Origin of the sequence: Oricola thermophila (genome assembly GCF_013358405.1) — a bacterium.
GTDB lineage: Bacteria > Pseudomonadota > Alphaproteobacteria > Rhizobiales > Rhizobiaceae > Oricola > Oricola thermophila.
In genome coordinates this window covers 336,313-349,525 of the sequence record NZ_CP054836.1, presented here as the reverse complement: position 1 = coordinate 349,525, position 13,213 = coordinate 336,313, and the positions used below count along the sequence as shown (strand labels likewise).

Genomic DNA, 13,213 nt, shown 5'->3' with positions numbered 1-13,213 from the left:
CTATGACGCCATCAATAATTTTATTGGCGATCAAGAGGTCGCGAGCCTATGCCGGTAGGCGTCATACCAATAGCGAGGGAGGAGACCATGCTATCGACGCTTCGCTGCTTTGCGGCTGCCGCCATCATCGGGTTGGGCACCGCGACGGCAACCCACGCCGAGACCTATTCGCTTGAAGGAGCCGGGACGGCTTCCCTCACCGGCATCGTTCCCCAGGCGCTGGCTTCCTATGCCAACCGCGAGGGCGTGGATGTCCAGGTCGTACTCGGCCAGACACTGACCAAATCCGCGCTCAAGGTGGCCGCGGGCCAGCTTGATATGGCGGTAATTCCGCCACCCGCGCTCAATGCCATGCGCAAGGGCGTCGGCCCCTATGCCCAGCAGGGCGAGAAGGCCGCCGAACTGTCCGGCAACATCCGCGCGCTGTTCGGGTTTCCCGGCGGAACCTTCCACGTCATCGCATGGGCCGACAGCGGCATCGAAAGCTGGGAGGATATCAAGGGCAAGCGTGTCTATGTCGGACCACCGGCCGGCGCCGCCAACGCGCAGATGCGCGGCATGATCGAGCAGGCGAGCGGCTTCAAGGACGGAGAGGACTACGAGGGCATCCGTGCGCCTTGGGGCGCCGCGCAGCAGGCCTTCCAGGACGGCCAGTTCGACGTTCACATCCCGTCCGTGGCGGTCGGCCAGCAGTCGATCAACGAGCTTGGCCTTCAGCGCGAGATCCGGATCATCGGCATTCCTGCGGAAGTTGTGAACTCGGATTCGTTCAAGGCCTACCTGAAACAGTCTGCGGTAACGACGTCGGATATACCCGCCGGCACCTATAGCGGTCAGGTAAATCGCGACGAAGACCTCGTTGCCATTGCCACCACCATGCTGCTCGGGGTCAACAAGGATCTCGACGAGGATGTCGCCTACCGCGTCACCAAGGCCTACTGGGATCATCTCGACGAGATGAAGGAACAGAACGCGCTGATGCGCTCCATACGCGACGGCGAGTACTTCACCAACGTCAACGCACCGCTGCATCCGGGTGCCATTCGCTACTACGAGGAAAAGGGAATCGAGATTCCCGAAGAGCTTCGTCCGTAACGGGAAACGGCTTCTCCTTCCCCGCTCGGGGAAGGAGTCCTTCCGATGGAAACCACCATGCCCCCCAAAAGCAAATCCCGCCGTGAACTCTGGCTGAACGCGACCGTGTTCGCGGTCGGGCTGTTCGTTGCCCTGATCGGCCTGCTGAACGTTCTGCCCTCTTACGGGGTTCTCCCCCGTTTCGGCCCGTTCCCCGTCGCCTGGTACCGTCCGCTCATCTTCGGTGCCGCCATCGTCACCGTCACGCTCCTGCACCTTCAGGCACGCCATGCCGCCGACCGGCTGACGCCCGTCGAGACTGCATTGTCCCTGGCGATTGCTGCGGTAGGCCTCTGGGTATGCTGGGACTACTATCTCGTCTACACTATTCTCAATGACTCGGTGATGTTCTTCAGCGGCCGCGAGGCTACCTTCGCCCTGGTTGCCACCGCCGTAACGATCATCCTCTGCTGGGCGTCCTGGGGCTATCCCATCGCGCTCTTGGGCGTGCTCGGCTTCATCTATCTCGCCACCGGCGAGTACTGGCCAGGCTTCCTGCAGACGGCGCCGAGCGATTTCGTCGAGACGGTGGCGCAAAATCTCTGGTACGACGCTGACCAGGGCATTCTCGGCTCGATCATGGCCATCATCCTGTCGACCGTGCTGCCCTTCATCATCCTCGGCGCGTTGCTGGAAGGCGTCGGCGCCGGCGAGTCGATGATCCGCATCTCGTTCCATCTGATGCGCAAGCTGCGTGGCGGCCCGGCCTTCGCTGCCATTACGGCCTCCGCCATGTTCGGCACGGTATCGGGTAGCGCCGTCGCCAATGTCGTCGGCACGGGGGTCGTGACCATTCCGATGATCCGGCGTCGCGGTTTCTCGCCCGCCTTCTCCGGCGCGGTCGAGGCCACCGCATCGACAGGCGGGCAGATATTGCCGCCCATCATGGGAGCCGCCGCACTCGTCTTGGCCGACTATGTCGGTGTCAGCTACCTGACGGTGATAGTCGCCTCCGTGACACCGGCACTCGCCTACTATGTCTCGCTATATCTTGCGGTCTATTTCGAGGCCCGGAAGCTCGGCGACGCGATCGTCATGACCGAGGACGACACGGATATCCGGACACAGGACTGGATCAATCTGGTGCTCGTATTCGCTCCGATTGCCATCGTCGTCTGGTTGCTCGTCCGTGGCATGTCGCCCGCGGGCGCATCCATCGCGGCGATCTTCGCCCTCTTCCCGCTCTCCTTCATCAACGGCGACATCCGCCGGAAACCCTGGCGACTGATCGGCGCACTGGCGCGCGGCGGGCAGACCGTTGCGCGCCTGATGATCGCCATTGGCGTCGTCGGCATCATCGTCAGCGTGCTGTCGGCTACCGGCATACCGACAAAATTCGCGGTACTGCTCAACTCCGCCTTCGACACCTCGCTGTTGTTCGCGCTGATGATTGCGGCGGGCGGCTGCATCATCCTCGGCATGGGCATGCCGACGCTGCCTGCCTACATCGCCATCATAGTGGTCATGGGGCCGACCCTGGCTGACCTCGGCGTTCAGCCGCTGACCGCGCATCTCTTCGTGCTGTTCTTCGGCACCGCCGCCGGCATCACGCCGCCGGTCGCCATCGCCGCTTACGCCGCCGCCGCCATATCCGGGGGCAAGCCCATCGCCACGGCGGTCGCGTCGACGCGTATCGGCGCGATGATCTTCATCATTCCCTTCGCCTTCGTCTTCAACCCGATCCTTCTCGGCGTACAGGCGGCCGGCGCGGAATTCACCCTCGAAGCCTGGCTCTGGGCAATCCTCCGCCTGCTGCCGGCACTCTATCTCTGTTCCTCCGGCTTTGGCGGCTTCGATTTCGCACGACTGACCTATGCGGAGAGGTTCCTGCGCCTGGCCTCCGTTTTCCTGCTGCTCACCCCGGTACTCTGGCAACAACTCGCCGGTCTCGCACTTGGCCTCGCCGTCGTCGGCGGGCACCTGCTTCGCCACCGCGTTTTCACTCCAGTCAGGACACAGACACGATGAGTCGAAAGATCCGCAACATCCTTTTCATCATGTTCGACCAGTTGCGCTGGGACTATCTGTCCTGTGCCGGACACAAGACGCTGCACACGCCGCACATCGACCGTCTGGCATCGAAGGGCGTGCGTTTCTCACGCGCCTATGTCCAGTCGCCGATCTGCGGCTCTTCGAGGATGAGCTTTTACACCGGGCGTTACGTCCATTCGCACGGGGCACAGCGCAACAACTTCCCGCTCAAGGTCGGCGAAATGACGCTCGGCGACCACCTGCGTGCGAGCGGGATGGACGCCTTCCTCGTCGGAAAGACACATATGGAGGCAGACGCCAAGGGACTGGAGCGGCTGGGCATCGCGCCGGACAGCATCATCGGCGCCCGTCTTTCCGAATGCGGATTCGACGTGTTTGTCCGCGACGACGGTCTTTGGGCCGAAGGCCCGGACGGTTTCTACGACGACCGCCGCTCGCCCTACAACGAATACCTGAAATCGAAGGGCTATCCGGGCGAGAACCCGTGGGCCGACCACGCCAATGCCTCCATCACCGACGACGGCATGCTTGCCTCCGGCTGGCTGACGCAATTCGCGCAGCAGCCGGCCAACATACGGGAGGAAGACAGCGAGACACCCTGGCTGACGACGCAGTGCATCGACTTCCTCCAGACGCCCGGACGCGACGACCGGCCCTGGCTTTGCCACCTGTCCTACATCAAGCCGCACTGGCCCTATATCGTGCCCGCGCCCTATGCCGGCATGTACGGCCCTGACGACATCCAGGACGTGATCCGCGACGAGTCAGAGAAGCGGGATCCGCACCCGGTCTACGACGCCTACATGCAGACGCTCGTGTCCACCAGCTACTCGCGGGAGGGGGTCCGCGATAACGTGATCCCCGCCTACATGGCACTCATCAAGCAGTGCGACGACCAGATGGGAAGGCTGTTCGCCCATCTCGAGGAAACGGGACGGATGGACGATACGCTGATCGTCCTGACCTCCGATCACGGCGACTATCTCGGCGACCACTGGCTCGGCGAAAAGAATTTCTTCCACGAACAGGCCGTGAAGATCCCGCTGATCGTTTACGATCCCCGCCCGGAGGCCGATGCCACGCGCGGCACGGTCTGTGACGCACTGGTCGAGGCGATCGACCTGGCGCCGACCTTCCTGGAAGCGATCGGCGCCGAAGTACCGTCGCACATTCTCGAAGGCCGTTCGCTGATGCCCTTCCTGCACGGCAGGGAACCGGAACAATGGCGTGACTGGGTCATCTGCGAGTTTGACTATTCGACAACGCCCATGGCCACGAAGCTCGGCCTCGCCCATCGCGACGCCCGGGCCTTCATGATCTTCGACGGCCGCTGGAAGATGATCCATTTCGAGGGCGGCTTCGAGCCGATGCTGTTCGATCTGGAGACGGATCCCGAAGAGTTCCGCGACCGGCGTGCCGACCCCGAATGCGCGGCCGAGATCGAACGGCTCTACGAGGCACTCGGCCAATGGGCGCGCCGCCTGTCGCAACGCACCGCGATTTCCGACGCCGAGGTCGACAAGCTGACCGGCAAGAGCCAGCGCCGTGGCGTGTTGCTGGGGCTCTACGATGGAGCCGAGCTACCGGAAGAGATGACGGTCAAGTTGCGCGCAAGGCCGGTACCCGATTTCCGCGAACGCACCGGATAGCGGAAGTCCGGCCGGGGACTGCCGCGCAGCCGATGGCCCGGCAGGCCGTCAGCCCCTGATCTTCACCCCGTCCCCGCCGGGAAGGAAGCGCGCGCCGCGCGCTTCCAGCACCTGCTTGAAACGGTGAACGATTTCCGTCGGGCAGTCGGTATTGCCGTTCTCGAACCGGGTGACGGCCAGCCCGGAAACCTCCGCCAGCCGGGCCAGTTCCCTGACCGACATCACCACGCCGGCGCGGGCCATGCGGCATTGCGCCGGCGTAATCGGGTGGCCGCCTCCGTCCGGGATCAGGTCTTTCCCGTTCCAGTCGAAGCGCGGCCTTCTGCCCCTTCGTTCACTCATGCCAGCACCGTTGCCGATGCGGCATCATCCTCCTCTTCCGACCTGAGCTCGCGCGGCGAGATGTAGGTATAGAACATCGGGACGACGAAGAGGGTGAACATGGTGCCGATCAGTATGCCCGAGAAGATCACCAGGCCCATCGAGTAGCGCGATGCGGCACCTGCGCCCGACGACAGGATCAGCGGGACCACGCCCAGCGCCATGGCCGCCGTCGTCATCAGGATCGGCCGCAGGCGCACCTTCGCCGAGGCGATGATGGCCTCCAGCCGCGACAGGCCGTTGTGCTCGCGCTGCTGGTTGGCGAACTCGACGAGCAGGATGCCGTGCTTGGTGATCAGCCCGATCAGCGTGATCAGCCCGATCTGGGTGTAGATGTTCAGCGTGCCCAGCCCGAGATTGAGCGGCAGCACGGCGCCGAAGATCGACAGCGGCACTGCCATCATGATGATGAGCGGGTCGCGGAAGCTCTCGAATTGCGCCGCCAGCACCAGGTAGATCACCACCACCGCCATGGCGAAGGCGATCAGGATGGTGTTGCCCTGCTCCTTTTCCAGCCGTGACTGGCCGGAATATTCGATGAAGAATCCGTCCGGAAGCACCGTCTGGGCGATCTCCTCGATGGTCTGCAGCCCCTCGCCCGTTGTCACGGTCGGCAGCGGCAGCGCGGAGATTGTCGCGGAGTTGAGCTGGTTGAACTGCTCGATGGACGCCGGCGATGCCGCGGTGGAAACCGACGTGACCGCCGACAGCGGCACCATCTCGCCGGTCGCGCTGCGCACGAAGAAGTTGCCGAGGCTCTCGGGATTCTCCCGGTATTCGCGCGGCACCTGCGTGATGATGTCGTAGCTGTTGGAGTCGCGGTCGAACTGCGACACGGCACCGCCGCCCACCAGCACGCCCAGGGTCGTTCCGATCTGGCTGGCCGGGATGTTCAGCGCCGCGGCGCGGTCGCGGTCGACGGCCACCGTGACCTGCGGCGCGTCGAAGGCGAGCGAGTTCTGCACCACGATGAACCGGCCGGAAGCCTGCGCCTTCTGGCGGATTTCCTCGGCCACCTCGTAGACCTGGCTGGGATCGCCGGTGGACTGGATCACCACCGAGATCGGCAGCCCGCCGCCGGCGCCCGGCAGGGAGGGCGGCGCGAAGACCAGCGCCTCGACGCCGGTGACGGAAGACAGCCTGGCCTGGATGTCGGACTGGATCTCCTTCTGGGAACGATCGCGTTCTGCCCAGTCGTCGAATGTCCAGACCGCGATGGCGCTGTTGGTCTGTCCGCCGAGGCCGGCGATCGAGAAATTGGATTCCAGTTCCGGCAGGTCCGCCGTCTTGGCCCTGATCTCGTCGATATAGAGGCTCGTATATTCCGTCGTCGCATAGCGCGGCGCGGTGATCAGAGAGAACAGCGCGCCGCGGTCTTCCTCGGGCGCCAGTTCGCTGGAAGTCTTGACGAAGAGGAATCCGGTGAGCGCCACGAGGCACATGACAATCATCAGTGTCACCGGCCGGTATTTCAGCGACCCGCCGACGAGCCGCTCGTAGAAGTTCTCCAGCCTTTCGAAGCTCCCGTCCACGATGCGCTGGAAACGGCTTTCGCCGCTATGGTTGAGCAGCCTCGCACTCATGGCGGGCGTGATCGTCAGCGCGACGATACCGGAGATCACGACCGCGCCGGCCAGCGTGAAGGCGAATTCCTTGAACAACGACCCCGTCAGGCCGCCCGTGAAGGCCAACGGCGCGAACACCGCCGCCAGCGTGATGGTCATGGCCACCACGGCGCCGGAGATCTCCCGCATGCCGGTAAAGGCGGCCTGACGCGCGGTCAGCCCTTCCTCGATATGGCGGTGGATGTTCTCCACCACGACGATGGCATCGTCCACCACGAGGCCGATGGCCAGCACCATCGCCAGCAGCGACAGCAGGTTGATCGAGTAGCCCATGCCAAGCAGCAGTCCGCAGACGCCGATCAGCGACAGCGGGATGGTGACGATGGGCATGAGCACCGAGCGGAACGAGCCGAGGAACAGCAGGATCACCACGACCACGATGGCCACGGCCTCGCCGATCGTCTTGAACACCTCCTCGATGGAGGCACTGATCGCGTCAGTGGCGTCGTAGACCAGCTTCATTTCCATGCCTTGCGGCAGGGTGGCCTGGATATTCGGCAGTTCCGCGATCACTGCATCGGCGGTGTCCAGCGGGTTCGCCGCCGGCGTCGGGAATATGCCGATAAAGGTACCCGGCTCGCCGTTGAAGTTGACGACGGTATCCGTGCTCTCAGCCGCCAGCTCGATGTCGGCAACGTCGCGCAGCCGCACCACCTCGTCGCCGCTCGACTTCAGCGGCAGCGCGCCGAACGCTTCGGGCGTGCGCAGCGTCGTTTCCGTCGTGATCGAGTAGGTGACGTATTCGTTCTTGGTCTTGCCCGGCGCCGACAGGAAGTTCGCGGAGTTGATCGCCGCGACGACCTCGCCCGCCGTCACGCCGCGCGCGGCGAGCCGCACCGGGTCGATCCACACGCGCATCGAGTAGTTCGCCGCGCCCATGACCTGCACCTCGGCAACGCCCTCGATGGTCGACATGCGCGGCCGGATCACGCGCTCGATATATTCGGTGAGCTGCTCGGCGGTCATGTTCGGGTTCTGCATCGCGATATACATGATCGCGAACTGCATGCCGGTGCCCTTGACGATGACCGGGTCCTGCGCGTCGTCGGGCAGGTCCCCGCTCACCTGCTGGACCTTGGACATCACCTCGGTCAGCGCCACGTCAGGATCGGAACCGAGCTTCATCTGCACGGTGACGACGCTGGCCGAGGGCCGGCTCTGCGAGGTCACGTAGTCGATGTTCTCGGTCGTCGCCACCGCCTCGGCGATCGGCGCGGTCACGAAACCCTGGATCAGGTCGGCGGAAGCACCCGGATAGACGGTGGTCACCGTGATGACGGTTTCCTCGACTTCCGGGTACTCGCGAACCGACAGGTTGAAGATGCCCTGCAGCCCGAGCAGCAGGATGAGGAAGGCGAAGACGGTCGAGAGAACCGGTCGCCGGATGAAGAGCGCGGAAATGTTCATTGCGCGTTGGCTCCCGCCGCTGTCGGCTGCACTTCGTTGTTGATCGTGACGCGGGCGCCGTTGGAGAGCCGGTTCTGGCCGGCATTGACCACCACGTCGCCGGCGGCAAGCCCGCTCACGATCTCGACATCGCCGTTGCTGCGCCGGCCGGGCTTCACGAAGACCTGCTCGACCGTCAGCTCGCCGTCTTCCGTTTCCGCCTGTTTCACGCGGTAGACATAGTCGCCGTAGAGGCTCGTCACGAGCGCGGTCTGGGGAACGATGATGACGTCATCCTCGCTCGGCAGCTCCACGCGCACCCGCACGAACTGGCCGGGATTGAGCTTTCCCTGCGGGTTCTCGATTTCGGCGCGCACCGAAACCAGCCGCGTGGACGGATCGATCTTCGGGTCGATGCCGGTGATCTCGCCCCTGAACGGCATGTCGTCCTCGCTGAGGCCGACCCGCACCGGCTGGCCGATGGCGAGCACGCCGAACTGCTGTTCCGGCACGGTGAAGTTCACGTGCATCGATCCCAGGTCCTGCAGGGTCGCGACGATCTGGCCGGGGGAGATGTACTGGCCGAGATCTATCTGCGGAATGCCGATGGTGCCGCCGAACGGCGCGCGCAACTGCTTCTGGTTCAGGACCGCCTGCAGCTTCTCCACCTGCGAGGCGGAGGCGGTCGCCGCCGCCTGCGCCGTGTCCAGCGCCGATTGCGAGCCGACACCGCGCTCCTGCAGTTCCAGGGCCCTTGTCAGCGCCTGCCGGTTCAGGTCGAGCTGCGACTGCGCCGCGGCGAGGTCGGCGCGCTGCACCTCGTCGTCGAGACGCACCAGGACCTGTCCTTCCTCGACCGTGTCGTTGGCCTTGAACAGGATTTCCTTGACGACGCCGGTCACTTCCATCGTCAGGTCCACGCCCCTGGCGGCGTTGACCGTGCCGATGGCGCGCACCGTCGGCTGCCAGGTCACCGCCTCGACCTCCGCGGTCGAGACGGCGACGGCGGGGCGCTGCATGTTGGCGAAGAAGTCAGCGATCGCCTGGTCGCGGAAAAGGTTGAATCCGACCAGCCCGCCGACCACGACGGCAAGGAGGATGAATGCGATGATGAATCTCTTGATCATGGGTACGGGGTCCGTTGTCACCGGTGAAATGCATGCCCGACTTCCCTCCTCCCAGGGGAAAGCCGATTGCACAATCGGTCGGGTTACTGTACCGTCTGGACGGTAAAGTCAATGGGAAATGGAACTATCATGGCACGTGCCGGGACATCCCGCGAGAAAATTCTGAAGGCCGCGGCCGAATTGGCCATGTGCGAGGGCGCCGCGCATCTCTCGCTGGACGCGGTCGCGGCCCGGGCCGGCGTGTCCAAGGGCGGCCTGCTTTACAATTTTCCCAACAAGACGGCGCTGATGCGCGCACTTGTCGAGCAGTTCATTGAGGAATTCCGCGCCGAGATCGAGGACGCCCCCGGCACGAGCGACGGGGAAGCCCTGGCGGCCCGCTTTCTGGAACTGGGAACGAGGAAACTGCGCGAGAAGACGCCGCGATCGTCCGGCGTCCTGGCCGCGTTGGCGGAAGATCCGGGACTGCTGGCGCCGGTAAAGACCTTCAACCGCGAGCTTCTCGACCGGATGAAGGACGATGCCGCCGATCCCGGCGCGATCCTCGTCGCGTTCATGGTGATGGAGGGGCTGCGCGCCCAGCACGTCTTCGGCATCGACGTTCTTGATGACGAGGAACGCCGGCTTCTGATGGAGAAGGTTTTCGCGCTGCTCGGGAAAGCGCCGGCCAGTGCCGCCTAGCCGGTACAGGGCCGTCTAGTATCGGCCGAACCACTTGTCGTCGACGTCGGGGATAAGGCTGAAGCTCACGGCCCTGCTGATCAGCGCGGGAAGAACGGTTATGTGCTCTTCGCCCGCGAATTGCTGGTAGCGCACAGTCAGGCCCCTGTCCTCCAGCACGGACAGCCGGTCGGCCATGGTCTTTGCGTCAGCCACCATGTCCTCCCATTCGTTCGCGCCGATGCCGATGAAAAGCCGCTTTCCGGCAAGGTCGGGCGAGCTCTTGACGAAACGCGCGGCTGAGTCGAGTAGCTCCTGCCCGTTCCACCAGATCGACGGGCTGCCGGCCACGTAGGTCGCGAAGGAATCCGGCCGAGTCAGGAACGCGTAAAGCGTCAGGAACCCGCCGAGCGAATGGCCGGCCAGCGTCTCACGATCCGGGTCGACCGGCAGTCGCCTTGCGATTTCTGGTTTCAGGTCGTCCTCAATGAAATCCAGGAACGCGTCCGCACCGCCGCGTTCCGGCCACGGTTCGCCGTTCTTTCGTTTCGGCAGGTTCTCGAGCGGCGCCGGTGTCGTGTAGTCGTAGTAGCGCTCGGTGACCGCGAAGGGCTGGTCCGTCTCGTATCCGATGGCGACAAGGACCGCCGGCTCGAACCCCTTGGGCTTGCGCGTCTGCAGGCGCAGCGCCTCCGCCCCGGTCAGGAATGTCGCGTTGCCGTCCAGCATGTAGATCACCGGATAGCCTTCCGGCCGAGCCGGTTCGTCGCGCGGCAACGCGACATGGATGCGATAGCGCCGGCCCGTCACCGACGCGGAGATGGTGAACTGCATCGTATTGTCGACGGTCACCGGCAGGATTTCCGACTCGTCTCCGGCAGCCGGTGCGGCCCCGCCGATGGCCGCCGTCACTGCCACCAGTCCGGCAATCAGCGTTGTGCGCAGCATTGCTTGTTCCCCCTTCAATGGCGGGCGCCGCAACAAGGCGGCGTCCGCGGCGCTACCTGCACGGTCAGAAACGCCCGGTCGCCGACAGGAAGAAGCGGCGACCGTCGATGTTGAAATCGTCGATCGTCTCGCGGGTAACCTGGTGATCGGCGATGTTCAGCACGCCGGCGCGAATGGTGAAGTTCTCGTTGAAGTCGTACTTCGCCATCACATCGGCTGTGACGAAGGCGTCCGCGGCCGAGGCATAGGCCATGTCTCCTGTCGGGGGCACATAGGTATACTGCTCGCCGACATAGGAGACATTGACGGCCAGGTTCAGCTTGTCCGTCGCCTGCCACTCGGCCGTGAAGTTCGCATTGTGCTCGGGCTGGTAGGCGATCGGCGCGTCGATGGTGAGGTTCTTCGCATCGAGATAGGTATAGTTTGCCGTGAACGTCCAGTCCGGGTGCGGCCGGACGGAAATCGTCGCCTCCACGCCCTGGGTGCGCGCTTCCTCGATGTTCTCGTAGGCGAAGACCGGCTCGCCGCCGGGCGCGAAGCCGACGAAGTTGCTGTAGGTCGGCGCCGCGGAAACGTCGCTGGTCCGCGCCGGCGGGAACGGGATCATGTCCTCGATATCGTTGCGAAACGCCGTCACGCCGGCCGACCAGGCCGGCCCCTCGTAGTGGATCCCGACCTCGATGCTGCGGCTGGTCTCGGGGTCGAGTTCGTCGGAACCGGCCAGGTAGCACCCGCCGCCGCAGGAGATCTGGTACCAGTTCGGGCTGTTCTCCAGCAGGGTCGGCGCCTTGAACGCGGACGACCAGCCGCCCTTGATCGTCAGCCCTTCGGTCAGGTGATAGACGCCGTAGATCCGCGGACTGTTATGCGCCCCGAAATTCTCGTGGTAGTCGAGCCGGTTGCCGACGGTGAGGAGGAAATCGTCCGTGATGCGCAGCTCGTCCTCGAAGAAGATCGCGCCCTGCCACACCGACGATGTCGGGTCGCCGCCGCCGGTCAGCACGTAATCGTCGTCGATCTGCTGGTATCGGTAGGAGCTGCCGATGGTCAGGGTCTGCTCGGTCCAGAACTCGACCGGCAGCACCACCTTCCCGTCCGCGCCGGCATTGTAGGCCGTGTTCGGCTGGTCCTCGCCCAGCTTGTTGCCATGTCCGTACTCGTTCCGGATACGGTCGCCCCACAGGCTCACCTCGGTCGTGCCGAAATCGTATTCGCCGACGTGCCTGAAGGAACCCGCATGTCGGTTCATGGGCACGTCATTGTGGACCCGGCGGGAGAAATCGTAGTTGAGCTCCAATGTGTTGAACGCGTCCGGCATCCAGCTGCCCGTGACATCGATGAACTTGTTGTCAGACAGCAGGAAGCCGTCGAGGCTCGAATCCGGGTTGATCGTCGGGTTGTCCGGGTTGCGCCGGTCCCAGGCGCCGTAGATGCGCAGCCCCAGGTTCTCGGCGATCGGACCGGAAGCATGGAATCCGACCCGCCCGTAGTCGCCGGCATCGGGATCCTCCTGCGCGGTGAACTCGGTCGTCACCGATCCGTGCCAGGCGTCGTAGTCCTTCCTGGTGATGATGTTGATGACGCCGCCGATGGCATCGGACCCGTGCAGCGAGGACATCGGCCCGCGCACCACCTCGATGCGCTCGATCGCATCAAGCGGCACCCAGCCGGAGTCGAAGTCGTTGCCCCGGAACAGGTTGGGCGCCGAGTTGACGCGCTTGCCGTCGACCATGAACAGCGTGTAGCGCTCGCCGAGGCCGCGTATCTGCACCTTGTTGGCGTTTCCGCTGCGCGCGAGGGTGATGCCTTCCACCCTGGACAGCAGGTCGCGCACGTCCTGCGCCGGCATGTCCTCGATCTCCTCCTCGGAGATCACGGTGACGCTGGCCGGCACGTCGCGCAGGTCGATCTCGCTGCCCGACGCGGTAATCACCAGCACCGGCAATTGCTCCGCGGTTTCCTGTGCCAGTGCTGCCGGCGGCCCGGCAAGAGCGGACGAGGCCGCCAGGGCCGCCGCGAAGGCAACGCGCCGCGAAGTCGTTGAAACGGTGCCGACAGTCGGCAATGTCGTTGAATCGGATACCATCCGGGCCCCCTGCTGAAGATTGTTCGGCTGGCTGGCTGGACGGATATTCCGCTACTCGCTGGCTGTTCGGCGCGACGATGTCCCCCGCCGCACGATGCCGCCCCGATATTTTAGGTGACAAAAGGAGTCAAGTTATTTCGCCCTGCGGCAATCGCACGCACTCCTGGCCGCCCTGCCCCGTCAAATCGCCCCCATGGACGGAACCAGCAACTGCACGACGGGTCA

General features: G+C 64.4%; 9 protein-coding genes. 4 read left to right on the top strand and 5 right to left on the bottom strand.

Annotated features, from left to right (window positions below; genetic code table 11):
* The first annotated feature begins 87 nt into the window (after positions 1–87).
* The 3 genes from HTY61_RS01565 to HTY61_RS01555 are packed head-to-tail and all read left to right on the top strand — an operon-like array spanning position 88 to position 4,775.
* Positions 88–1,095: a TAXI family TRAP transporter solute-binding subunit gene (locus tag HTY61_RS01565; RefSeq protein WP_175275139.1), complete on the top strand. Its 1,008-nt coding sequence runs from the start codon at positions 88–90 to the stop codon at positions 1,093–1,095.
* A gap of 57 nt (positions 1,096–1,152) precedes the next feature.
* Positions 1,153–3,102 (top strand): TRAP transporter permease, encoded by a 1,950-nt coding sequence (locus HTY61_RS01560; protein ID WP_175275138.1) that lies wholly within the window; start codon positions 1,153–1,155, stop codon positions 3,100–3,102.
* Positions 3,099–4,775, top strand: a complete 1,677-nt coding sequence (locus HTY61_RS01555) for an alkaline phosphatase family protein (protein ID WP_175275137.1) — start codon at positions 3,099–3,101, stop codon at positions 4,773–4,775. The genes HTY61_RS01560 and HTY61_RS01555 overlap by 4 nt, the downstream gene beginning before the upstream one ends.
* Before the next feature lie 48 nt (positions 4,776–4,823).
* Here HTY61_RS01555 and HTY61_RS01550 read toward each other — a convergent pair whose 3' ends face one another.
* From HTY61_RS01550 to HTY61_RS01540, 3 genes are read right to left on the bottom strand one after another with little or no spacing between them, the layout of a single operon-like run.
* Complete coding sequence (locus HTY61_RS01550; RefSeq protein WP_175275136.1) at positions 4,824–5,117, bottom strand: transcriptional regulator; 294 nt, start codon at positions 5,115–5,117, stop codon at positions 4,824–4,826.
* Positions 5,114–8,188 (bottom strand): efflux RND transporter permease subunit, encoded by a 3,075-nt coding sequence (locus HTY61_RS01545; protein WP_175275135.1) that lies wholly within the window; start codon positions 8,186–8,188, stop codon positions 5,114–5,116. Before HTY61_RS01545 ends, HTY61_RS01550 begins: the two co-directional genes overlap by 4 nt.
* A complete protein-coding gene (locus tag HTY61_RS01540; protein WP_175275134.1) occupies positions 8,185–9,294 on the bottom strand; it encodes an efflux RND transporter periplasmic adaptor subunit in 1,110 nt (369 codons plus the stop codon). Before HTY61_RS01540 ends, HTY61_RS01545 begins: the two co-directional genes overlap by 4 nt.
* A gap of 111 nt (positions 9,295–9,405) precedes the next feature.
* Between HTY61_RS01540 and HTY61_RS01535 the strand changes: the two genes are divergently transcribed.
* On the top strand, positions 9,406–9,975 hold the full coding sequence (locus HTY61_RS01535) for a TetR/AcrR family transcriptional regulator (RefSeq protein WP_246272891.1): 570 nt from the start codon (positions 9,406–9,408) through the stop codon (positions 9,973–9,975).
* A 15-nt stretch (positions 9,976–9,990) separates the two neighbouring features.
* Here HTY61_RS01535 and HTY61_RS01530 read toward each other — a convergent pair whose 3' ends face one another.
* Together HTY61_RS01530 and HTY61_RS01525 are read right to left on the bottom strand one after the other, a co-directional pair.
* Positions 9,991–10,902: an alpha/beta hydrolase gene (locus HTY61_RS01530; RefSeq protein ID WP_197945345.1), complete on the bottom strand. Its 912-nt coding sequence runs from the start codon at positions 10,900–10,902 to the stop codon at positions 9,991–9,993.
* 64 nt (positions 10,903–10,966) lie between these two features.
* Positions 10,967–12,988, bottom strand: coding sequence for a TonB-dependent receptor domain-containing protein (locus tag HTY61_RS01525; RefSeq protein ID WP_175275133.1), 2,022 nt, complete (start codon positions 12,986–12,988; stop codon positions 10,967–10,969).
* Positions 12,989–13,213 lie beyond the last annotated feature (225 nt).

Bases quoted from the DNA above. Each gene is read 5' to 3' on its own strand.
- HTY61_RS01545 (WP_175275135.1), bottom strand. From the start codon at position 8,188: ATGAACATTTCCGCGCTCTTCATCCGGCGACCGGTTCTCTCGACCGTC.
- HTY61_RS01565 (WP_175275139.1), top strand. From the start codon at position 88: ATGCTATCGACGCTTCGCTGCTTTGCGGCTGCCGCCATCATCGGGTTG.
- HTY61_RS01540 (WP_175275134.1), bottom strand. From the start codon at position 9,294: ATGATCAAGAGATTCATCATCGCATTCATCCTCCTTGCCGTCGTGGTC.
- HTY61_RS01530 (WP_197945345.1), bottom strand. From the start codon at position 10,902: ATGCTGCGCACAACGCTGATTGCCGGACTGGTGGCAGTGACGGCGGCC.
- HTY61_RS01560 (WP_175275138.1), top strand. From the start codon at position 1,153: ATGCCCCCCAAAAGCAAATCCCGCCGTGAACTCTGGCTGAACGCGACC.
- HTY61_RS01550 (WP_175275136.1), bottom strand. From the start codon at position 5,117: ATGAGTGAACGAAGGGGCAGAAGGCCGCGCTTCGACTGGAACGGGAAA.
- HTY61_RS01555 (WP_175275137.1), top strand. From the start codon at position 3,099: ATGAGTCGAAAGATCCGCAACATCCTTTTCATCATGTTCGACCAGTTG.
- HTY61_RS01525 (WP_175275133.1), bottom strand. From the start codon at position 12,988: ATGGTATCCGATTCAACGACATTGCCGACTGTCGGCACCGTTTCAACG.
- HTY61_RS01535 (WP_246272891.1), top strand. From the start codon at position 9,406: ATGGGAAATGGAACTATCATGGCACGTGCCGGGACATCCCGCGAGAAA.